The 22,457-nt window shown below is 32.8% G+C and carries 22 protein-coding genes; 10 read left to right on the plus strand and 12 right to left on the minus strand.

Annotated features, from left to right (window positions below):
• Positions 1-90: 90 nt before the first annotated feature.
• A complete protein-coding gene (locus M4I21_RS15410) occupies positions 91-1,230 on the minus strand; it encodes a FecR family protein (RefSeq protein WP_249560121.1) in 1,140 nt (379 codons plus the stop codon).
• 123 nt (positions 1,231-1,353) lie between these two features.
• On the opposite strand from M4I21_RS15410, the gene M4I21_RS15415 reads away from it, so the two are divergent.
• Positions 1,354-1,884: an RNA polymerase sigma factor gene (locus M4I21_RS15415; protein ID WP_249560178.1), complete on the plus strand. Its 531-nt coding sequence runs from the start codon at positions 1,354-1,356 to the stop codon at positions 1,882-1,884.
• Between the two features lie 48 nt (positions 1,885-1,932).
• On the opposite strand, the gene M4I21_RS15420 is transcribed toward M4I21_RS15415, so the two are convergent.
• The 4 genes from M4I21_RS15420 to modA all read right to left on the minus strand — a co-directional run bounded on the left by M4I21_RS15420 (position 1,933) and on the right by modA (position 4,803).
• Positions 1,933-2,490, minus strand: a complete 558-nt coding sequence (locus tag M4I21_RS15420) for a helix-turn-helix domain-containing protein (RefSeq protein ID WP_283771795.1) — start codon at positions 2,488-2,490, stop codon at positions 1,933-1,935.
• 151 nt (positions 2,491-2,641) lie between these two features.
• Entirely contained in the window at positions 2,642-3,256 is a 615-nt protein-coding gene (locus M4I21_RS15425) for an ATP-binding cassette domain-containing protein (protein ID WP_249560123.1), read from the minus strand.
• A 2-nt stretch (positions 3,257-3,258) separates the two neighbouring features.
• Entirely contained in the window at positions 3,259-4,032 is a 774-nt protein-coding gene (locus M4I21_RS15430) for an ABC transporter permease (protein ID WP_249560124.1), read from the minus strand.
• Between the two features lie 60 nt (positions 4,033-4,092).
• Complete coding sequence (gene modA / locus M4I21_RS15435; RefSeq protein ID WP_249560125.1) at positions 4,093-4,803, minus strand: molybdate ABC transporter substrate-binding protein; 711 nt, start codon at positions 4,801-4,803, stop codon at positions 4,093-4,095.
• Between the two features lie 188 nt (positions 4,804-4,991).
• Here modA and hutG point away from each other — a divergent pair, with 188 nt between their 5' ends.
• Positions 4,992-5,939, plus strand: a complete 948-nt coding sequence (gene hutG, locus M4I21_RS15440) for a formimidoylglutamase (RefSeq protein ID WP_249560126.1) — start codon at positions 4,992-4,994, stop codon at positions 5,937-5,939.
• A 48-nt stretch (positions 5,940-5,987) separates the two neighbouring features.
• On the opposite strand, the gene M4I21_RS15445 is transcribed toward hutG, so the two are convergent.
• A complete protein-coding gene (locus M4I21_RS15445) occupies positions 5,988-7,145 on the minus strand; it encodes a homogentisate 1,2-dioxygenase (RefSeq protein ID WP_249560127.1) in 1,158 nt (385 codons plus the stop codon).
• A gap of 368 nt (positions 7,146-7,513) precedes the next feature.
• On the opposite strand from M4I21_RS15445, the gene M4I21_RS15450 reads away from it, so the two are divergent.
• From M4I21_RS15450 to M4I21_RS15475, 6 genes are all read left to right on the plus strand, one after another.
• Positions 7,514-8,401, plus strand: coding sequence for a sugar phosphate nucleotidyltransferase (locus M4I21_RS15450; protein ID WP_249560128.1), 888 nt, complete (start codon positions 7,514-7,516; stop codon positions 8,399-8,401).
• Positions 8,386-9,456: a phosphotransferase enzyme family protein gene (locus M4I21_RS15455; RefSeq protein ID WP_249560129.1), complete on the plus strand. Its 1,071-nt coding sequence runs from the start codon at positions 8,386-8,388 to the stop codon at positions 9,454-9,456. Before M4I21_RS15450 ends, M4I21_RS15455 begins: the two co-directional genes overlap by 16 nt.
• Positions 9,457-9,516: 60 nt before the next feature.
• Entirely contained in the window at positions 9,517-9,972 is a 456-nt protein-coding gene (locus M4I21_RS15460; protein ID WP_249560130.1) for a tRNA (cytidine(34)-2'-O)-methyltransferase, read from the plus strand.
• A 108-nt stretch (positions 9,973-10,080) separates the two neighbouring features.
• Entirely contained in the window at positions 10,081-11,073 is a 993-nt protein-coding gene (gene lpxD, locus M4I21_RS15465; RefSeq protein WP_249560131.1) for a UDP-3-O-(3-hydroxymyristoyl)glucosamine N-acyltransferase, read from the plus strand.
• Positions 11,074-11,078: 5 nt separating this feature from the next.
• A complete protein-coding gene (locus tag M4I21_RS15470) occupies positions 11,079-11,417 on the plus strand; it encodes an avidin-fold protein (protein ID WP_249560132.1) in 339 nt (112 codons plus the stop codon).
• A gap of 70 nt (positions 11,418-11,487) precedes the next feature.
• Positions 11,488-12,276: a DUF3050 domain-containing protein gene (locus M4I21_RS15475; protein ID WP_249560133.1), complete on the plus strand. Its 789-nt coding sequence runs from the start codon at positions 11,488-11,490 to the stop codon at positions 12,274-12,276.
• 3 nt (positions 12,277-12,279) lie between these two features.
• Here M4I21_RS15475 and M4I21_RS15480 read toward each other — a convergent pair whose 3' ends face one another.
• The gene (locus tag M4I21_RS15480) at positions 12,280-13,170 is read right to left on the minus strand and encodes a DMT family transporter (protein WP_249560134.1); all 891 of its coding nucleotides are present in this window, start codon (positions 13,168-13,170) and stop codon (positions 12,280-12,282) included.
• Between the two features lie 200 nt (positions 13,171-13,370).
• Between M4I21_RS15480 and M4I21_RS15485 the strand changes: the two genes are divergently transcribed.
• Positions 13,371-14,000 (plus strand): hypothetical protein, encoded by a 630-nt coding sequence (locus M4I21_RS15485; protein ID WP_249560135.1) that lies wholly within the window; start codon positions 13,371-13,373, stop codon positions 13,998-14,000.
• Position 14,001: 1 nt separating this feature from the next.
• Here M4I21_RS15485 and M4I21_RS15490 read toward each other — a convergent pair whose 3' ends face one another.
• The 3 genes from M4I21_RS15490 to M4I21_RS15500 form a co-directional block, all read right to left on the minus strand.
• On the minus strand, positions 14,002-15,687 hold the full coding sequence (locus M4I21_RS15490; RefSeq protein ID WP_249560136.1) for a DEAD/DEAH box helicase: 1,686 nt from the start codon (positions 15,685-15,687) through the stop codon (positions 14,002-14,004).
• Between the two features lie 118 nt (positions 15,688-15,805).
• Positions 15,806-16,870 carry a TPM domain-containing protein gene (locus M4I21_RS15495; protein WP_249560137.1) on the minus strand — a complete coding sequence of 355 codons (1,065 nt, stop codon included), beginning with the start codon at positions 16,868-16,870 and terminating at the stop codon, positions 15,806-15,808.
• A 6-nt stretch (positions 16,871-16,876) separates the two neighbouring features.
• Positions 16,877-19,060, minus strand: coding sequence for an acylase (locus M4I21_RS15500; RefSeq protein WP_249560138.1), 2,184 nt, complete (start codon positions 19,058-19,060; stop codon positions 16,877-16,879).
• A 159-nt stretch (positions 19,061-19,219) separates the two neighbouring features.
• Here M4I21_RS15500 and M4I21_RS15505 point away from each other — a divergent pair, with 159 nt between their 5' ends.
• On the plus strand, positions 19,220-20,959 hold the full coding sequence (locus tag M4I21_RS15505; protein ID WP_249560139.1) for an ABC transporter ATP-binding protein: 1,740 nt from the start codon (positions 19,220-19,222) through the stop codon (positions 20,957-20,959).
• Positions 20,960-21,048: 89 nt separating this feature from the next.
• Here M4I21_RS15505 and M4I21_RS15510 read toward each other — a convergent pair whose 3' ends face one another.
• A complete protein-coding gene (locus M4I21_RS15510; protein ID WP_072304292.1) occupies positions 21,049-21,378 on the minus strand; it encodes a 2Fe-2S iron-sulfur cluster-binding family protein in 330 nt (109 codons plus the stop codon).
• A 2-nt stretch (positions 21,379-21,380) separates the two neighbouring features.
• Positions 21,381-22,439 carry an NAD(P)/FAD-dependent oxidoreductase gene (locus M4I21_RS15515; protein ID WP_249560140.1) on the minus strand — a complete coding sequence of 353 codons (1,059 nt, stop codon included), beginning with the start codon at positions 22,437-22,439 and terminating at the stop codon, positions 21,381-21,383.
• Positions 22,440-22,457: the final 18 nt, after the last annotated feature.

The following is a 22,457-nucleotide window of genomic DNA, read 5'->3' on the forward strand; positions in this document are numbered from 1 at the left end:
TAATTGGTTAATTATTTAATTAGTTAGTTACTCACAAAAGGGGATAAAGCTTTATACTTTGGACGGTCTAAACTTTACCCCTTATTTTTTTTATTCAATAATTACGGTTTTATTATTTATTTCATAGTTGTTTATTACACTAGAGTTTTTAATTGCATCTAAAATTTCTTCTATAGATTGATCCTTACTTACAACACCTTTAAATGTTATTTCATCCAAGTTTTTGTTTTTTATAACTACATCCATATCATACCATCTAGATAATACTTTCATAATATAAGGCAACGGTTTTCCCTTAAAACTGAAAACACCTTTTTTCCAAGATGTAATTGTAAAAATGTCTTTTACTTTTCTAATTTCAATATCACTTGTTCCCAAACTAGTAATAGCTTGTTCATTGGGCTCCATAATATTATTGTTTTCTGTATTTTCTATTGCTATTTTACCTTCTACCAAAGTAGTATATATGTGCTCTTCATCTTTATAGGCTTTTATATTAAACTCTGTTCCCAAAACAGAAATGTCTTGACCTGCAGATGACACTTTAAACTTAGAACCGTTGTGCTTTGTACTAGGTGAAACATCAAAATAAGCCTCGCCATATACCAACACTACTTCTCTACTTTCTCCTTTTACAAAAGATATCGGATACTTAAGTTTTGACTCAGAATTTAACCACACATCTGTACCATCTGCAAGTTTTATATGGTACTGTCCGCCCCTTGGAACGGTTAAATAATTATATATAGTTTCTGGTTTAGATGCTTTCTCATCTAAGTAAATAATGTCTACCCCGTTGCTACTTATATTTTTTGCAACAAAGTTTTTCCCTTTTTCTAAAGCAACTACAGAACCATCCTCTAATGTTAAGCTTGCTTTATAGGTGCCTGTTTCTATATTATTATTTACAATTACAGGCGTTTTTACATTATTTATATTTGTTTTTATAAAGAAATAAGTCCCAACACACGCAAACAACAAAAAGATAGCCGCATATTTAAATACTGCCTTGTAATTAATTCTCTTTTTTATTTTAGACTTAAACTGATATAAACCTTCCTCATAATTAAAATCTGTTTTTAAATTAATGAGGTAGTTTAACTCCACATACTCTTTAAAGTATATTTTGTTTTCATCTTTGTTTAATAACTCTTTTAACAATGTTGTTTCTTCATCGTTTAAATCGTTATTTATAAACTTAACAATTAAATATTCTAGTTTTTTGTGCATTATTATTAAAATGTATATTGTTATGTAGTAAAAGATAGAAAAAACCCTATGTTTTATTTTTTTTTATCACATTTGCACATTATCAAAATGTAAAAACGACAAAAAATTATCATAAATAAAAAGATAAATAGCGTTCAAAACTCATTAAAAAAAGGAGATTCTGCTTTTTTTGAAGAGCTCTATGCTCAATATTTTTCTAAGCTCTGCAAGTATTTGCTAAATTATACATCAGACAAGAATTTAATACATGATATTGTACAAGATTCTTTTATGTACTTATGGACAAATAAGAAAAAAATAAAAATTAATACTTCTTTAAATAGCTATTTATATAGAATGACTTACAATAAGTTAATGGACCATTTTAGAAAAAAAAGTAAGGTAGATGCTGACTTAATGGGATATTACAAAAGTATTGTAGATAGTATAGAGGAGACAGATTCTTCATTAAAAGAAGAAAAATTAACCCTATTGGATAAGTGCATAGAAGATTTACCAAAACGATGTAAAAACGTCTTTTATAGCAAAAAAATAAAAGGATTAAAAAGTAAAGAAATAGCTATAGATCTTAATATTTCAGTTAAAACTGTAGAGGCACATATTACTAAAGCATATGTGCTTTTAAGAGCTTGTTTAAATCCAAAAACGACATAAAAAAAACCTTCATTGCTGAAGGTTTTTTACTTTATCCAATTACAATTTTTAATGCAATAAGTAAATTTTAAGCAACAAGGCCGGTTCACTAAATCTATTAGAGATACCGTGTGCTACCGTACCATCAAAAAACAATAAATCTCCTTTATCTAGCGTAATATCATTGCCTTTTAACGTGTACGTTGGCGAACCACTTAACACATAAACAAGTTCATTAGCATTCGTAGAAATTGGTTTTCTAATTGCATGCGGTTGTACAGTAATTAAATACACACGCATACTTTCTCCCTTAGAGGAGTTTGATAATAAATGTGTGTACTCTAATTGCTCAGAATCTTCACGATCTTCTTTAACGCCTGCTCCGTTTTTAATAAGAATGTAATCGCCATCAATACTTGAAGAAAGTTCTAACTCCGAAAGCTCTATCTGTAATGTTTGCATAATTTTTAGCAAAACAGGTAAAGACGGAGTTGTCCTAAGGTTCTCAATCTTTGAAATTAACCCTGCACTTACGCCCGTTCTCTTGGCAACTTGCTGGAGGGTCAAGTTTCTTTTTTGGCGAGCCAGCTTTAGCTGTCTGCCAATGTTAATCAAAATGTCATCCATAAAAAATCATTGGTTAGTGTAATAGTATGACTATCTACAATTTATCAACTTCAAAAGTAAGGATTATTTATTTATAGTATAAGGATTACAAGTTTTGCTTTGTTAATGTAAGTCAAAGTATTAAAAACAAATAGAAATAAAACGTATTAACCTATAGATGTAATATACTGCTAGACAATTTTTTAGCTTCTTCTTTAGAGTGAGATATGTGCAAAACAGCAATGTCTAGACTATTTTTTAACCTTTGCAACAATGCTATAATATCTGCTTTAGTAGTATCGTCCAAAGCACTTAAAGGTTCGTCCAAACACAAAACCTCTGGATAAAAACTTAAAGCTCTCCCTAGTGCAACACGTTGTTTTTCGCCACCACTTAGGCTAGTAACACCTCTTTTTAACAAATGATCTATTCCTAGCAGAACAGCCAATTCTTGTACTCGGTCTTTAATTTTATCCTTAGGCCACTTTCTTATTTTTAAGGCAAAACCTATATTTTCTGCTACAGTCATTGTTACAAACAAGGCACCATCTTGTGGCACATAACCAATTTCTCTTTGCCCGGTAGCCATATGAGTAACATCTATTGTATCTAGCAGAACTTGCCCGCTTTTAACCTTACGTAAGCCACAAATGGCCTCTATAATAGTTGTTTTACCACTACCTGTTTTCCCCATAAGAACAACATATTCTCCTTTATTAATCTTAAAATTAATATTAGAAACTGTAAAATCTCCTTGTTCTATATGTAGATCTATACACTGTAACATAGCTAAATTGTATTTTTTTTGGTTCCGTACAATCTAACCACCAATAACACTAAAAACCCAGACGCTATCATTATTAAAGACACAGCAACAGCTGCTTCTATATTCCCTACAGACATTTCTAAAAATACCGTAGTTGGCAATACTTCTGTTCGCATTCTTGTAGCTCCTGCAAAAATTAAAATAGGTCCAAATTCTCCAAGAGCCCTTGCCCAAGCCAAAGATGCTGCTGTTAAAATTCCGCTTTTTGCTTGTGGTAATAAAATATAAAAAAAAGATTGCCTTTGGTTGCATCCCAAAGTGAGCGCTACTTGTTCTTGCCTATTGTTAATTTGCGAAAATGTAACATACATTGTACGCACTGCAAATGCACAAGCAACCATAAACTGTGCTATTACTACAGCATAAATAGTATACGTAATTCTTAAATGACTTTCTATAAACTGCCCAAATGTTGTTTGAAAAAGCAATAACAAACTTAAACCAACCACTAATGGAGGCAGCACAATAGGAATGTCCAATATAGCATCTATAATTTTTTTAAACTTAAAATTATAGCGCGCCATAAAATAACCAATGGGTATTGCAACAATGACACTTAATACCATTGTAATTGTACTACTTATTAAACTAAGTTTAATTGCATACTGAATCTCGGAACTTGCTAAAGCCTTAAAAATATGACTTGGTGTGGTATAAAAAAAATCTGCTAATACCATAGCCAATATTAAAATTACATAGGTAGATGCCACAATGCCCATTACCATATAAAATGGCACATTAGACCTTACTTTGTGTTTAATATGTTGATTTTCTTTTTTGATATTTTATAAGATTAATTAGTACATATTATATCCTAGTTTTTTAAAAACACGCTTACTTTTTGCATTGTGTAATAAAAAACTCATAAATTCTAAAGCTTCCTTTTCTTGTTTAGATGATTTTAAAACACCCACCGTTGCATACTCTTTAAATTCATTAAAAAAATCAATTTTTACCGTATCTATTTCTTTGTATTGGTTTGCTGTGACATCCCAAATTACGCCAACATCTATGGTTTTTAATTTTAACGCATTTGAAACATCAGACACTGTTGGCATTTGCACATAAATACAGTTTTTAACGGTATCCCAATCTCCAGATGCTACCAACATATTTTTTGTTACGCTACCAATAGATGCTGCGTCAGGATTTGCAATACCAAACCTAACACCCTCAGTACACACATCTTTAATATTTTTTATCTGTTTAGGATTATTTACCACAACGGCTAAGACAGGCGTAATAGCAACCAATGGCTTACTTTCTTTTATTAAATTATATTTTATTGCTTGCTGCATATAACTTGCATCTGCAGACAAATATAAATCACCCTGCTTTGCTATTCGCAAATTTGCCAACAATGTACCAGAACCACCGTATTGCAAATCTATTTGTATCCCTGTTTCTTTATAATATACTTTTACTACTTCTTCTAAAACAGGTTTAACTACGGCCGCACAATACAACAAAAGCGATTTTTGCTCTTGTTTCTTTTTACAACCTACCATTAAAAAAAATAAAATGAAGAGCGCTATAATACAACTTTTACCCATAAACCTCATCAGCATATATTAAACTACTAAATTAAAAAGTTTTACTGCAAAACAATTGTATTTCTAGTGCTAATCTCTTTTTTATTTAAATTGAAGATTAAAAACAAAAATAACCTCCTATTTTTGAGCTATAAAACTGCATCATGAACAACTTTAAAAAACCTAATTCTTCGCTATGGCAAGGTAGAAATACCAATGCCAACTTATATCTTCATGAAAAAGTAATTTGCGCAGATGCTATAAAAAAAGAATCTACCAAGACGTTTGCCATTTTAAGCTACGCGTGTGATGAGGGTGTTAAACGGAACCAAGGTAGAGTTGGTGCCGTTACTGGTCCTGAAGCAATTATAAAACAGCTAGCTAAAATGCCTAATCATTTAGATAATAACACAAAATTATTAGATGTTGGCACTGTTTTTTGTATTGATGAGAATATGGAACACGCACAGCAAACATTAGCTAAAACAGTTACTTCATTATTAAAAAATAACAACTTTCCTATTGTTTTGGGTGGTGGTCATGATATTGCATACGGACATTACAACGGTATTTTAAATGCGGTTGAAAAAGATAAAACTATTGGTATAATTAATTTTGATGCTCATTTTGATTTAAGAGCCAATACAAACGGAAACAATTCTGGAACACCGTTTTATCAAATAGCAGAAGATTGTAAAGCTAATAATACTACATTTAAATATTTATGTTTAGGAATTAGAGATGATGCCAATGACGCTTCTCTTTTTAAAACAGCAAAAGAACTTGGTGTAACTGTTGTAAAAAATGAAGATTTTAACCTACATCAATCTAAAAAAATACAAGAGCAAATTTCTACTTTTATACAAAGCGTAGATGTTGTGTATACCACTATCGATTTAGACGGATTTTCATCTGCCTATGCAGCCGGAGTTAGTGCTGCATCGCCAATGGGTTTTTCTCCTAACATTGCCTTACAATGCCTGCAAACTATTATAAAATCTGGCAAACTTATAAGCTTAGACATTGCAGAAATGAACCCAGAATATGATATTGATAACCAAACAGCAAAATTAGCTGCTTCTTTAGTACATACTGTGATACATAACGCATAAAAAAAGAGGCCAATTGGCCTCTTTTTTTATTTTTATAATTTATAAATATTACTCCATCCAAGATTGGTAATACGTACCATCATCTATATCTAATGCTAATTGCGTTAATTGTAGCGGTTTAAATGTGTCTATCATTACTGCCAATTCTTCGGTCTTAGATTTACCTATACTAGCTTCATATGTTCCTGGGTGCGGACCGTGTGGTATGCCAGATGGGTGCACAGAAATGTAACCTTTATCTATACTTTTTCTACTCATAAAATCACCATCTACATAATACAAAACCTCATCAGAATCTATATTAGAATGGTTGTATGGTGCTGGTATAGATTGTGGGTGATAATCGTACAATCTTGGCACAAAAGAACACACAACAAAAGCACTAGTTTCAAAAGTTTGGTGTACTGGTGGCGGTTGGTGTACACGCCCTGTTATTGGTTCAAAATTATGGATAGAAAATGCGTACGGAAAATTATAACCGTCCCAACCAACAACATCAAAAGGATGAGAGGCGTATGTTAAGTGGTGTAATTGTCCTTGCTTTTTAACTTTAATTAAAAAGTCGCCCTTTTCGTCATAAGTCTGTAAATTTTCAGGCAGTTTAAAATCGCGCTCACAAAAAGGAGAATGCTCTAAATGCTGACCAAACCAGTTACGGTATCTTTTAGGCGTATAAATTGGATGGTAAGATTCTGTTACCAACAGACGATTATTTTCTGTATCAAACTCAATCTGATAAATCATTCCACGCGGAATAACAATGTAATCTCCATATTCAAACGGAATTTCACCAAGCATTGTTTTTAAAGTACCAGTTCCTTTGTGTATAAAAAGTAGCTCGTCTGCATCTGCATTTTTATAAAAATAATCTGTCAACGATTTTCTTGGAGCCGCTAAGCCAACGTGTACATCACTATTAAATAATACCGTTTTTCTACTCTCTAAATAATCATCTTCTGGTTTAATATCAAACCCTTTTAATAATCTAGATTTTATATTGTGGGCTACAGCTGCTTTAGGAGACACATCTATTGTTTCTCCAACTTCTTTAACCATAGTTGGTCTGTGCATATGGTACATTAGAGATGACATTCCGTCAAAACCAATGGTGCCAAACAATTGCTCGTAATGCAATGTCCCGTCTTCCTTTTTAAAAATGGTATGTCTTTTTGGTGGTATTTTTCCTAGTTTATGATATAAAGGCATATTCTATTGTTCTTTGTAAGTAGACAATAAAAGTACAATAATTTGAACTTTATCTAAAAAATAAGCCTAAAATTATATAATTAATAATTTGAAGAGTTTAATGCATAAAAAAAGCCTTCCGATAGGAAAGCCTTTCATTGGTTGATACCATCTAAAATGGTTTTCAACATTGCCTCAAAATTAATCGAGACACAACACAACATCGCAAATATAGTAAAGGTTTTTAATATTTAATCTTTTAAGGAGCAAAACCTATTTACTCCTAGCCACATTTTACTACTAAAGACGATTAAGACCATATTTTTTAACGATTATATCACCACTTGGCTTTTACTAAAAACCTATTTTTGCTAGACTAAAACTATAAAATGACATTACTTTTAATGGCTGCCGGAAATGGTAGCAGATACGGAAAATTAAAACAGTTTGATGACCTTGGACCATACTCCGAATTTTTAATGGAGTTTGGTATTTTTGATGCCATAAAATATGGTTTTACACATATTGTTGCGATCACTAAAAAAGATAAAGTAGATTTTTTACATGATCACTTATCTAAAAGGTTGCCTACAGATATACAATTGGATGTTTTAGCTCAAGAAATTTCTGATGTTCCAGAGCATACTAATTATACTACAGAACGATTAAAACCTTGGGGGACAGCACACGCTGTTTGGACCGCAAGAAATGTAATAAATGGCCCTTTTGCTGTAATAAATGCAGATGATTTTTACGGTGAACTTGCCTTTAAAAATGCAGCTAAAATTATGCAGTCTAACACAGCGCATACATTTGGGCTTATATCGTATACTTTAAAAGATACATTATCTACACACGGATCTGTTTCTAGAGGTGTTTGCCAAATTGAATCCGGAATTTTGGCAAAGGTTGAAGAACGTTTAAAAATTGAAAAACAAAACAATTCTATTATAGATACAGACTCTGGTATTGTATTTACAGGAGAAGAAGAAGCCAGTATGAATTTTTGGGTGTGCGACACATCAATATTTAACTATATAACAAATGCGTTTAAGTTGTTTTTAAAAGATGAAGAAAAAATTAAATCTAGTGAAGTCTTCTTGCCTTTTATAGTCCAAGAAATGATTTCTAAAGATAACTTAAAAGTACCCGTAGTAAACTCGGAGAGTAATTGGTTTGGTGTTACCTATGCAGAAGACAGAGCTATGGCTGTTTCTAAACTAGCTGAAATGACAAAAAATGACGATTACCCCTTTAACTTATGGAACATAAACTAGTAGTGATGAAAACAGATCCAGCCCAAATTTTCAATAATTTTTCTGTCCCTAAAAAAGACTACACTTTTAAGTCTATAACGAACGGACTTATTAATGATACGTTTTTGGTTTTAGATGACAAACAAGCTGTGTATATTTTACAACGCATAAACGCTAACGTATTTATAGATATAAAGGCTGTTATGCAAAATATAGTAACAGCATTGCCTTTATTAAAAAGTTCTAGCTACAGCAGTATTAGCCTAGTTAAAACAACTAAAAACAACAGCTACCATACAGAAAACGGATACTGGAGAGTGCTTTCTTTTATAGAAAATAGTATTACTTACGATACTACAACAAATTCTAAAACTGCCTTTGAAGCTGGTAAAATTATTAGTGAATTTCATAAACTTTTACAGGATACAGAAGTAGAATCTTATAAAGAGACTATCCCCAATTTCCATAATTTAATCGATAGAAATAATCAGTTTTTTGATGCTTTAGAATCGGCAAAAAAAGAACGATTAACCGAGGCCAAAAAGGTTATTCGTTATGCTGAAAAATTATTGCCAGATCTATTAGATTTTTGCTTTACCGAACTGCCTATTAGAGTTTGCCATAACGACACTAAATTAAATAACATTCTGTTTTCTAGCACCACGGGCAAAGCATTATGCTTAATAGATTTAGATACGTTAATGAAAGGCTATTTTTATTATGATTTTGGTGATGCAGTGCGCACCATAGTGAACACAGCAAACGAGGACGAGAAAGATGTATCTAAAATAACTTTTAACAAAGAGCTTTTTAGCTCTTTTGTAGATGGTTTAAGTACAAATAAAGATTTATTAAGTACAGAAGAAATAGCATCTTTACCTCTTGGCGCTGTATTTATGCCTTTTATTCACGGTTTAAGAGCGCTTACAGATTATTTAAGTAATGATACTTATTACAAAGTAGCTTATACAAATCAGAATTTAGACAGATGTATTAGCCTTTTTGATTTCTCTAAAAAAGCATTAGAAAATGTTGATTTTATGCAAGAGGTAATAAAAAAAAAGTTCATCAGTTAAAACAAATCTTTTCTTTTTATAATCGATATCCGTTTCTTTGTTAAAAACACAAAACTATATATGAGCTTTAACATTGTATTATTTGAACCCGAAATACCAAACAACACAGGTAACATTGGCCGGCTAAGTCTTGCTTCTGGTTCTACATTGCACTTGGTTAAGCCATTTGGTTTTGAGTTAGATGACAAAAGGGTAAAAAGAGCGGGTCTAGATTATTGGAAACATATAGACCTAAAAATCTACGATAGTATAACCCATTTTTTTGAAGTACATTCTGATAAAAAATTTGCGTTCTTATCAGCTAAAGCAGAAAAAAATTATTATGAAATTGACTATCAGGATAATATGTTCTTTGTATTTGGTAAAGAATCTAAAGGCTTGCCAAAAAGTGTTGTAGAAGCACATAAAGACAGTCTTTATAAAATACCACTTTTTAGCGAGCATATTAGAAGTCTTAACTTAGCAAATGCTGTTAGTATTGTAGTTTACGATGCTATAAAATCTAAAACAGTATAATTAGTAGTAATTAAATACTATAAAACTTTAAATTTATTTTGTTTTTATAAGTACTTTTAAAGCTTAGCACAATAAATAATCTTAACCATATAAATCTTATTTTTTAGAATGAAGTCATTTACAGCACAAGAAATTTGCGACCTATTAGGAGGAGAATTAGTAGGGAATACTACAAACAAAATAGAAGGCGCAGAACAAATTGAAAAAGCCAATAAAAATCAAATTACATTTATTGGTAGTGTAAAATATGTTCGCCTTTGGAAAAACTCTAACGCAGGTGTTGCCATTGTAAATGATAATTTAAAAATAGAACCAAGAGAAAATACGGCTCTAATAAAGGTAAAAAATGCTGATATTTCATTAGCTAAACTTTTAGAAGCTTTTGATCCTGGTAAACCTGTTTTTGATTTAGACATACACCCAACTGCTGTTGTAGACAGTACTGCAACCGTTGGTGCTGGCACAATAATAGGCGCTGGTTGTTATGTTGGTAAAAATGTAATTTTAGGAGACCAAGTTATACTTTACCCAAATGTTACTGTTTTAGACGATACAACTATTGGCAACCAAACTGTTTTATGGTCTGGAACTGTTGTTAGGGAACGTAGTGAAATTGGTAGTCGTTGTACTTTTCATATAAACGTAAGTATTGGCGCAGATGGCTTTGGTTACAGACCAAGTGACGATGGTAGAGGTCTAGTTAAAATACCGCAAATAGGAAACGTAATTATTGGTAATGATGTAGAAATTGGTGCTAATTCTTGTGTAGATCGTGGTAAATTTAGCTCTACAATTGTTGGTGATGGGTGTAAAATTGATAATCTAGTACAAATAGCTCACAACTGTGTTATGGGTAGATCTTGTATTATGGCTGGTCATAGTGGCTTAGCCGGCTCTGTAACTTTAGGGGACGGTGTTATTATTGGTGGTAGCGCATCTATTAAAGACCATACCACTATTGGTTCTGGTGCTATTGTTGGCGCAGGATCGGGAGTAATGGGAAATATAGAAGCAGGTAAAACTGTTTTAGGCTATCCAGCACAAGACTCTAGAGATATGCTAAAACAATGGGTTGTAATGAAAAAACTTAGTCGTAAATAATATAAATGATAAACTATAACGGCAAAATATTTAGGCCTGTTACTGGTTCTGTAAATTCTGAAACTACAAATAAAACCATCTTTGTTTATAAGCAAGATGGTGCTATTTTAAGTTCTAATTATACTGGCGGAAAAATAAAAAAAGGACATTTAATTGGTTTGGTTGATGCCAATGGCTGTATAGAAATGAGATACCATCAGGTAAATACAGACAACCAATTAATGACCGGAAGATGCACATCTACACCAGAAATTTTACCAAACGGAAAAATACGATTGCACGAAAAATGGCAATGGACATCTGGAGATAAATCTACAGGAAACTCTATTCTAGATGAAGAATAGAGTTTTTTTGCTTTTAAAAGTTATTTTAACTAAATAGTATGCCTTAATTTTGCATTTTAATTTTAAGAAAATGAATAGAATTGAGCATATTGAAAAAGAAATTTCTGAATTAAGAAAAGCACTTCAAAACCACAAACTTTACGCGGACTTAAAGGACGTAAACGATATTAAAGTGTTTATGGAAAACCATGTTTATGCTGTATGGGATTTTATGTCGCTCTTAAAAGCATTACAAAGAAATTTAACATGTACAGACATTCCTTGGATTCCTGCTAGCAACCCAACACTTGCTCGTTTTATTAACGAAATTGTACACGGAGAAGAAAGCGATATTAACGAACTAGGAGAACCTAAGAGTCATTTTACAATGTACTTAGAGGCAATGCAACAAATAAAAGCCAATACTACTAGCATAGCATCTTTCATCAATCTTATAACAGAAAAGGAACCAGTTGCTTCTGCCTTAGAAAAAACTAAACTAGATAAAAATGTTGCCAATTTTGTAAACTATAGCTTTAAAATTATTGCAACCAACAAGCCTCATTTAATTGCCTCTGCATTTACTTTTGGCAGAGAAGATCTTATACCAGATATGTTTGTTGAAATTCTTAAAAATGCTGATTCAGAAAACAAACACTACAACAAACTAACCTATTACCTAGAAAGACATATAGAACTAGATGGTGATGAACACGGACCATTATCACTACAGATGATCTCTGAATTATGTGGTGAAGACGATACCAAATGGCAAGAGACTTTAAGGGTAGCCAAAGAATCTTTACAACAACGTATTTATCTTTGGGATACTATTAGCAATTTAATTGAAGCTAATAGACACACTTTGACCGAAGTATAAGTACTAAGAGAATTTTCGGTTTAAAATTCTCTTTTTAGCAAAGACTTCTTTTTGGTAAAATGTAATTCGTATTCCAAAAAGCAAGATTAATCCGCCTATTACCATTTGCACAGAAATAGCTTCGTCAAGAAATAACCAAGCTAAAAAAGAAGCTAGTATAGCTTGCCCTAGCAAACTAACAGATACTCTTGTGGCTCTCATATGCTTTGTTGCATAACTTATAAGCAACCACGCTAAAAGCTGACAAACCAAACCTTGCACAATTAACACAAACCAACCTGCATTAGAAAAACCCGTAAATGGCTCGTTTATAGCATAACTTACTATTCCTAAAAATACGGTAGACGCTACAACACTTATGGTCATAAACGTAAGTACATTCATCTGGTTTAAAATATTTTTACTCAGTAGCATATAAACGGCGTATAACATACCCGATAGTACCGCAAAGCCAAATGCTAAATTAAAATCTAAGTTAATAAAGGTCTTAAAGCCTACAAGCATCATCATCCCTATAATAGCAACAACGGTGCCTATCCAAAAGTTTTTAGTAGGTTTATCTTTTAAAAAGAAGAACGCACCAACACCAACCCAAACAGGAGATAAATTAGTTAAAAGCGTAGCTTGCGTTGCTGTAGACTCTTGTATTGCAATATTCCAAACAGCAACATCTAAACCAAAAACTACACCACAAAGTATGGCATAAAAAAATGGTTTCTTTGCTGTAATCTTAAACTGTTTTGTTAGTAAAACATATGGTAAAATACATACAGATGCTACTGCCATTCTATAAAAAGCAGAAATTACACCTGGTGTTAAATTCAATTTCACTAAAATAGGGAATACAGAAATACATAAAACCCCCACAGCCAAAGCAATTCTTGCCTTTTTCATACGCGTATAATTAGCTGGCTAATTTAAAATAAAAACGGTACTAAAAAACGGCTTCTACAAAAAATTAGTGTTAAAAATGAGCCTATTAAAAACGGCTTGCAGTTTATCTAATAAATAATTCTAAACCGTTTTTTAACAACAATTTTTTATGGCGTGGCAAGGTATTTGCTATCTTTATATTATAATTTTTACAATTTTTAATGCGATATACATTATTTACGTTATTGGTTATTCTATTTTTTGTTGCACCAGTTGTAGCACAAGAAACGACTGTAATACCTTTAAAAATTGAAGCAAAGAAAGAAAGTAAAACAGCTCCGCCTGCTGTTTACATTATTCCAGAAATTAAAAAACAGCCGAATGTCAATTTTTTAGATTCTATGATGAAACCTAGAATTGACATGACTCCAGACAACAGACTGGTTAAACCTGGACGAGATGTAAAATTAAATCCACGTTTAGGATTTGAAGAAAAAAAGGATTCTAAATCGTTTCATGGAGACCAATATTTAGGTGATGTAAAAACTACCGGAAAATTTGTTGGTATCGTTTGTAGAGACCACGAATATGTAGATGGCGACCGTGTAAAAATATATGCAGACGGCAAAGTAATAGAGCATAATTTAATGCTTGACGGTATTTTTAAAGGTGTAAACCTAACATTAAAAAAAGGATTTAATCGTATAGATTTTGAAGCTTTAAACCAAGGTACATCTGGACCAAATACCGCACAGGTAAACATCTATGACGAAACAGGAAAGGTAATCTCTTCTAAAAAATGGTTACTTTCTACTGGGTCCAAAGCTACTATTATTGTAGTACAAGAATAAACTATTCTCTACCAATAAAAGCTAGTGCTAGCTTAATATCATTATAAGCTACTTTTTTATTTAAGGTTTCAAAAATTGATTTTAAACTAACAGGGGCTCCTTTTTTCTGTTTATTTTTAGCTTTTTCAACATCTTTAATTATTTGTTCTTTAGGTTGATAGAAACTAAAATCTTCTTCAGGATAATCTTTACATAATTTAATTAAATGTCCAGCAATTGTACCGGTAGATAGTCCCCTTTGGTCCGCAATTTCTTCTAGAGTTAGTTTTTTTCTAAAATAATCTAAAGTAACATCGTAGGTAGAATCGCTTTGTACTTTTTTATCTATAATTTTCTTGGCGTGCTTTTCTATTGCTTTTAAATTGGTTAACCCACCACAGTCTACCACAAATTTAATTGCTTCTTCCTCTAAATTATTTAGAACATATTTTTGGTCTGCTTCTGTAGATAATTCCAAAAAGCGTTTATCCGCTTTATGCGCCAAACCATCTACCTGTAATGCCATTTCATTAAAACCTAAAAGTTTTAAATTTTCAATATTTTTTAATCTGGAAAGTGCCACATAACCCTGTCCCTTTTCAAAGGTTTTAGATAGGTCTATAAGTGCGCCATCTAACGTCATACCCTGACATTTATGTACCGTTATTGCCCAAGCCAAACGCAATGGTATTTGGTCTAGACTAGCTAAAACTTTACCTGTATCATCATGAACACCCCAATTTTCTTGCTTTACAGAAATACGTTTTCCTTGCGCTGTTTTTACAACCGGAAATCCGTCATCATTAAAACTAACAATAGTACCCAAAGTACCATTTACATACCCTTGTTCTTGGTTGTTACGTACAAACATAACTTTGGTATGCATTTTTAGCTCTAACTCTTCCTTTGCTAAAACCGATTTTTTTAAAGTTTCTACCAGCTTTTTATTCCCTTTAGTTGTAGCTGTATACCTTTTAACCTTACCTTTTAGTTGTTGTAAGTGTTGTGTGTTTATTTGGTCTACATCATAATTATGGGTAAACAATTTAGTAGGCTCATCATCATCACTAAATGTATTTTTCTCTGCTTTTTTTAGTTGCGCTATACTTTCTTTAGATATTTTCCCTATTCTAATTTCATTTAAAATAGTATTTAAAACATCTTCATTTGCCTGTCTATATTGCTCTGTTAAATAACATACATTAAACTTAGCAGCAACCCAAGCGGCAGACATAAAAGCAAATTTATCTTTACTTTTTTCATTTTGATTGCCAATAGGTGGTAACTGAAAAAAATCGCCACAGACCACAACTTGTATATCTCCAAAAGGTTCATCGTTCTCCTTAAAAAATTGCAAAACAGTATCTACCATATCTAACTGTTTTTTATGCAGCATAGATATTTCATCAATAATTAAAATTTTAGCGTTTTCTAAATGTTCCTTAAGGTACTTTTTCTCCTTCATAGAATTTAGATTGGCTCTGGTAAGTTGTTCTTTTATACCAAAACCAGCCCAAGAATGTATGGTCATCCCATTCATATGCGTAGCTGCAATACCTGTAGATGCAGTTATAGCAACTGGTATTCTTCGTTTTTTTAAATACGTAATGTACTGGTTTAAAACATATGTTTTCCCTGTACCTGCAGAACCTGTTAAAAATACATTTTTACCAGATTTTAATAATGCTAGTGCTTTTTCTTGTTGCAATGGTTTGTGTCTTATTTTTAGAATAGCCTAAATAGTATTCCAATTCACAATATCATTATAAATTTTAAGATATAAAAATAAGATAGCTTTTTACTTCTAGTTTTTGCGTGATAAAAAATTACCAACTACCACTTGCTCCACCTCCACCAGAGCTTCCTCCTCCACCAGAAAAACTACTAGAGCTGCTACTATAACTACTGTATGAGCTACCTGAAGAACCACCACCAACTTTTGTAGAGCCAATACTCTTTATTGCCGTAATAAAAGAATCATAATCGCTCTTAAACAATGAAAAAGACAATTTAGTTTTATTTTTTACTACAAGATTCACAACTGCAATTACTGTACAAGTTAAAACAAACAAGCCAACAGAAACACACAAAAGTAATACTGTATTAGATGCTAAAAATGGCTTAATATTAAAACCATTTTTTTGCAATATTCCAAAAATAACAACTGCGAACATTACAAAGCCAAAACAAAAATATAGTATATATACTAGTATGTTTATTGTAAAAAAGATAAGCCCAATCTCTGCCGTAAAAAACTTTTTTAAAATTTTTAGTGCTGTTTTTGCTGACTGATAAATAACAAATCCACCCGCAATTAAAAAGAAAAAACCAAAGATGGATAATACGATATTTGCAATTCTATTTTGTTTACGATCTCTCTCCTTTATAAGCTCTTTAAATTTCTCTAGTGCTTCCGGGTTTTTAATAAAGCTTATCAATTGGTCTGTAGCTTTGTCTATTCCGGTAAAGTGAGCATCTTCTTTAAACTCAGGAATCATAGTACCTTCTATAATTCGCTTTGCAACTATATCTGTAATATACGGTTCTAAACCGTAACCAACCTCTATTCTAACCTCTCTATCAAACTTAGAGAAAAGAATTAAAATACCATTGTCTTCTTTTTCTTGTCCTAGTTTGTTTTGGTTAAACGTTTTGTTTGCGAAATCTTCTATATTTTGTCCGCCTAAAGAACTAACAGTAAGCACTACCAATTGTGTTGTAGTTTCTGTTTCAAAATCGGTTAACTTTTCTCGTAAAGACTGTGCTTCATTAGCACTAAAAATACCCGCATTATCGGTTACTATATCTTTAATTACTGGATACTCATAACCTTGTGCAAAACCAATAGCTGTAAAACAAACAAGAACTAAAAAAGCTATTTTTTTAATCATACTTAATTACTTTACTTCTCCAGGATGGTACGTTTTTTCTGCTTGTTTTAAAACATCGTCCTTATAAAAGGCTATTGTTTTAAATTGCATATTTATGTACGCATCAGTTTGATCGTTAAAATGCGGAGAAGTAGGATCTCCGCTTTGTCCGCCTGCTAAAATAGTTTTTGCTTTTATTCTATCTCCAAATTCCACGGCAGCCACAAAACTATTGCCACGTGTGCCATATATCTTTTTTGTATCGTTGGTATAACTAACACCATAAGCCGCTAAAGCACCCCAACGACCAGAAGCATAACCTACAGCTACACTTGGCTCATCATCATTAAAAGCTTGTTCTATATCACCATTTAAACGTTGATATCTATTTACCTCTCCCCAAGGAATATTCCAAGTTCCAAAGTCCGACTCTAATCTTTCTATAACCGCTCTAAAAATTGACAAACGCTCAGACATTGGGGATCCTGTCCCAAAATAAGTCATTGCTTCCATATCTGTCATTTTACCTGGCATTTTTACGTTTCTATCATACATAGTACCGTAATAATGAGCCAACGTCATAGCCACAGATTCTTTTGAGGTTTTAAAGTCCCAGTTACGCAAAACTTCTATAGGTGCGCCAAGTAGTTTTGTTTTATCCGCTTTATCATACGCCTCTACCAATCCTGGAATTAATTTTTCAAACGCCGGTAAATAGGGGTCGTGTGCTAATTTTATAAGACTATCTAACGTATAGTCTTTCCTGTCTTTTAGCAAGGAAATAGCGTGCACACCTCTAAAATTTTCGTAGTCTTTAGACATATAGTTAGGATAGTTTTCTCTTTTGGGACTGTACTCTAAAGCTGCTGTATAAGGTGTAGAATTACAGTTTTGCAACCATCCATTTTTAGGGTTTAAAAGCAAAATATTTTCATCTACGGTGTGCAACCCTTTCCAATCGGTTTGGGGATTACTCCCTTCCACAGGTTTGGTATAATCATAAATAGTATCGCGCACTGGCACAAAATTGCCATGAAAATAAGCGATGTTACCTTCTGCATCTGCATACACCGTATTGTTAGACGAGTTGGTACGCATATCCATCATTTCTCTAAACCCCTTATACCCCTCTTGTTTTGTTCTAATGTAAGATTGTTCTAATGCTTTTACAGGTTCCCACATCATAGCAGAGGCTGTCCATTGCCCATCTTCTTTATGTGTAATTGGTCCATGATGTGTTCTGTACGTTTTAAATGTTTTTTGACGAATGCTATCTCCGACCTTATATTTTAACGCTACCGAATCTTCAACAACATCTCTAAGTTCTTCACCGTATTGGTATTTTAAATCGCCCTGAAGATTTACAATAGTTTCTTTAAACTCATCCATAACATCTGTGTATGTAGAGGTATGCATCCAACCTGTTTTTTCATTAAAACCCTGGTATACAAAAAACTGACCCCAAGTAACAGCTCCATAAGCATTTAGACCTTCTTCACTAACCACGTGTACTTCTCCCCTAAAGAAAAATGAGGTATGCGGATTAATTAGTAACATTGTATTTCCTGACTGCGTTAACTTGCCCGAAATTGCAATTCCGTTAGATCCTTGTGGTTCTAATTCTGCTTTTTCTTCTTCAATTTTTAATTCTGTCGCTTCAGGGATTTCCATATCATCCTCATAAAAAGCTTTTATTTTACGAGCTGAAATTCGTTCTATATCACCACCAATAGAGCCTTCACTAAAGTACATTGGCATCCAAGGCTCAAACTTAGTTAACAATCTAGGTGTAACCTCTGGGTGTGTGTGCAAATAATAATTTACACCATCCGCAAATGCATTACACAATTCTTTTAGCCACTCTGGGCTCTTCTTATAATTGGCAATTGCCTCTTCTTGTGTCATAAATAACTTTGCACGTAAATCGCTATACAAAGCATCCTCGCCATCTACCTCTGCCAACCTACCAGTTGCCCATATGTAATTTTGCTCTACTCGGTTAAAATCATCCTCGCATTGCGCATATAACAATCCAAAAACGGCATCTGCATCTGTTTTACCATAAATATGTGGCACACCGTAAGCATCTCTAATTATAGTGGTATTATCTGCGTGTGCTTGCCAACGATCTAAATTTTTATTTTTTTCAGGAGCCTCTTTACAACTAATAAATAAGCAAAGAATAAGCAGAGTCGATAGAGCAATTTTCATTTTGATGGAGCTATTAAAACGGTTTGTGTGAAAATACTAGACTTCTGTTTTAAAAACTAATTTTAAAGGTTTTTTTAGGTTGATATCCTTATTAATAAAGCAGATAACTAAAATTAAGACAGATTTAAATTACCTTGCATATAAATTGAAAACAGAACGATGGCAGAGAAAAAAGTAAGCATTTTAACCGCATTTAAAACTATAATTTGGCCTAGACGAAAACTTGTTTTTATGGGTCTTTTATTAATTGTAATTAGCAAGGCAGCAAGTTTTGTTGCACCAATATCTCTTAAATATTTAATGGATGATATTGTACCTAATAAAGACATTCCTTTTTTAAAGACTTTAGTTGCATTGGTAATTGGCGCCTTTTTGGTACAAGCCATAACATCATTTTTACTTACTAAAGTACTAAGTATACAGGCACAGTATTTAATATCTGAACTACGAGCACAAGTACAGAAAAAAGTACTGTCTTTACCTATTAGTTTTTTTGACAACAACAAATCTGGTAGTTTAGTCTCTAGAATAATGAGTGATGTAGAAGGTGTACGTAACCTTATAGGTACTGGTCTAGTACAACTAGTTGGTGGTACAATTACTGCTGTAGTCTCTGTTGTTTTACTAGTGCAAATTAGTTTACAAATGACGGTTATGGCTTTTGTTCCTTTAATTCTGTTTGCCTTTATTTCTTTAAAAGCATTTAAGATTATACGTCCTGTATTTAGAGAAAGAGGAAAAATAAATGCAGAAGTAAAAGGTAGATTAACAGAAACATTAAGCGGTGTTAGAGTTATTAAAGGATTTAATGCCGAGGAACAAGAAAATAAAATTTTTGAAGACGGTGTTGCTAAATTATATGAAAATGTAAAAAAGAGCTTAACAGCAACGGCAGTAATGACAAGCTCCTCTACTTTTTTATTAGGACTTGCCACTACAGGTATTATGATGGGTTATGGTGGTTATTTATTAATTACGGGCGACTTAACAACGGGTGAGTATTTTCAGTTTACATTTTTATTAGCCTTAATGGTAGCTCCTATTGTACAAATGAGTAATGTTGGGAGTCAGCTTACAGAAGCTCTTGCAGGTTTAGACCGAACAGAGGAACTTATGAATATGACTGCCGAAGCAGATGAAAAAGACCGTACAATTGTATTAGATGATATTAAAGGTGATGTTGCTTTTAACAACGTGTCTTTTGCTTATGAAGAAGATAAAGAAGTCTTAACTAATGTAAACTTTACAGTGAGCTCTGGGCAAGTAGTTGCTCTTGTTGGTAGTTCGGGCTCAGGAAAATCTACCATTGCTGGCTTAGCAGCTAGTTTTTTAAATCCGGCTGAAGGCAGTATTACAATAGATGGCAACGATTTATCTAAGGTTGATTTAAATAGTTTTAGACAACATTTAGGTGTTGTTTTACAGGACGATTTTCTATTTGAAGGAACCATACGTAACAACATACTTTTTCCTAGACCAAATGCTAGCGAAGAGGAATTATTAAATGCCGTTAATGCTGCCTACGTAAACGAATTTACAGACAGGTTTGATGATGGCTTAGAAACATTAATTGGTGAACGTGGTGTTAAACTATCTGGCGGACAACGCCAACGTATTGCAATTGCTAGAGCAATTTTGGCCAATCCTAAAATATTAATTTTAGATGAGGCCACGTCTAACTTAGATACAGAAAGTGAAGCTTTAATACAGAAAAGTTTAGCTACATTAACAGAAGGAAGAACAACTTTTGTTATTGCACACAGACTAAGTACCATACGTAAAGCCGATAAAATATTGGTTATAGAAAATGGCGAAATTGCAGAACGCGGAACACATGATGAGCTTATTGCAAAAGAAGGGCGTTACTTTAATTTGTTTACCTACCAAGCAAGAATATAATTGAGATATCTTGCCTTTATATAAATCAAAAAAGCTCAAATTCTTGTAACATAGAATTTGAGCTTTTTTATATTTTGAAAAGTAATTAATTAACTCTCTGGAGCCAACTCAACTTCTAATCCGTCTAATTCTGGTGTCATATGTAATTGACAACCCAACCTACTATTATCTTTTACATTAAAAGCTTCCGCTAACATTGCATCTTCATCATCAGACATTTCTGGTAAGTCGTGGCTAGAAGTAACATAACATTGACAAGAAGCACACATAGCCATACCACCACAAATACCAATTGTACCCTCTGGAGCAAGTTCATAAGAACGTACAACCTCCATTAAATTCATATTCATATCAGTTGGTGCATCTACTTCGTGTAAAACACCTTCTCTGTCTGTTATTTTTAATTTAATATCACTCATTATTATTCTATTGCTTTTACAACTGCTTTTGGCGACTCTTTTTTAGTTCCATCAAAACCTGTAACACCACCAACGGTAGTATATTTCATTACATATTTTTTATCTGGATATATTTTTTGATACGCACTTTGACACATTAATGTAGCTTCATGAAAACCACACAATATTAGTTTTAATTTGCCAGGATACGTATTCACATCACCAATAGCATAAATACCAGGTATGTTTGTTTGGTAATCTAAAGCATTATCAACTTTTATTGCATTTTTCTCTATCTCTAGACCCCAATCTCCTATTGGACCTAGTTTTGGAGACAAACCAAACAATGCTATAAAACTGTCGACCTCTAAAATAATATTTTCGTCTTCTCCTGTTTTTTTAATTTCTACAGCAGTAAGCGCATCATCACCTCTTAAACCAACAATTTCTGCTGGTGTTACAAGGTTAATTTTACCTGCATTTTTTAGTTGCTGTACTTTTTCAACAGAGTCTAAAGCTCCTCTAAATTCATTTCTTCTATGTACCAGAGTAACCTCAGCAGCTATATCAGCTAAAAAGATACTCCAATCTAAAGCAGAATCTCCACCACCAGCAATAACCACTTTTTTATCGCGGTAAACCTCTGGATCTTTTATCATATAAGCAACACCATTATCCTCGAACTTAGTTAAGTTTTCTAGTAATGGTTTACGCGGCTCAAAACTACCCAAACCACCTGCTATTGCAACAATTGGCGCTTGGTGTTTAGTACCTTTATTTGTAGTAACTATAAAAGAACCATCTTCTTGTTTCTCTATAGTTTCTGCACGTTCTGCCAATGTAAAACCTGGTTGAAATGCTTTTATCTGCTCCATTAAATTATCTACCAAATCACCTGCCAATACTTCTGGAAAACCAGGAATATCGTAGATTGGTTTCTTAGGATAAATCTCTGAACATTGTCCGCCTGCTTGTGGCAAAGCGTCTATTAAATGACATTTTAATTGTAATAATCCTGCTTCAAAAACAGCAAAAAGTCCTGTTGGTCCAGCACCTATAATTAGTATATCTGTCTTAATCATGTAAAAGTATTCTTAAAA

Origin of the sequence: Cellulophaga sp. 20_2_10 (assembly GCF_023476645.1) — a bacterium.
Classification (GTDB): domain Bacteria; phylum Bacteroidota; class Bacteroidia; order Flavobacteriales; family Flavobacteriaceae; genus Cellulophaga.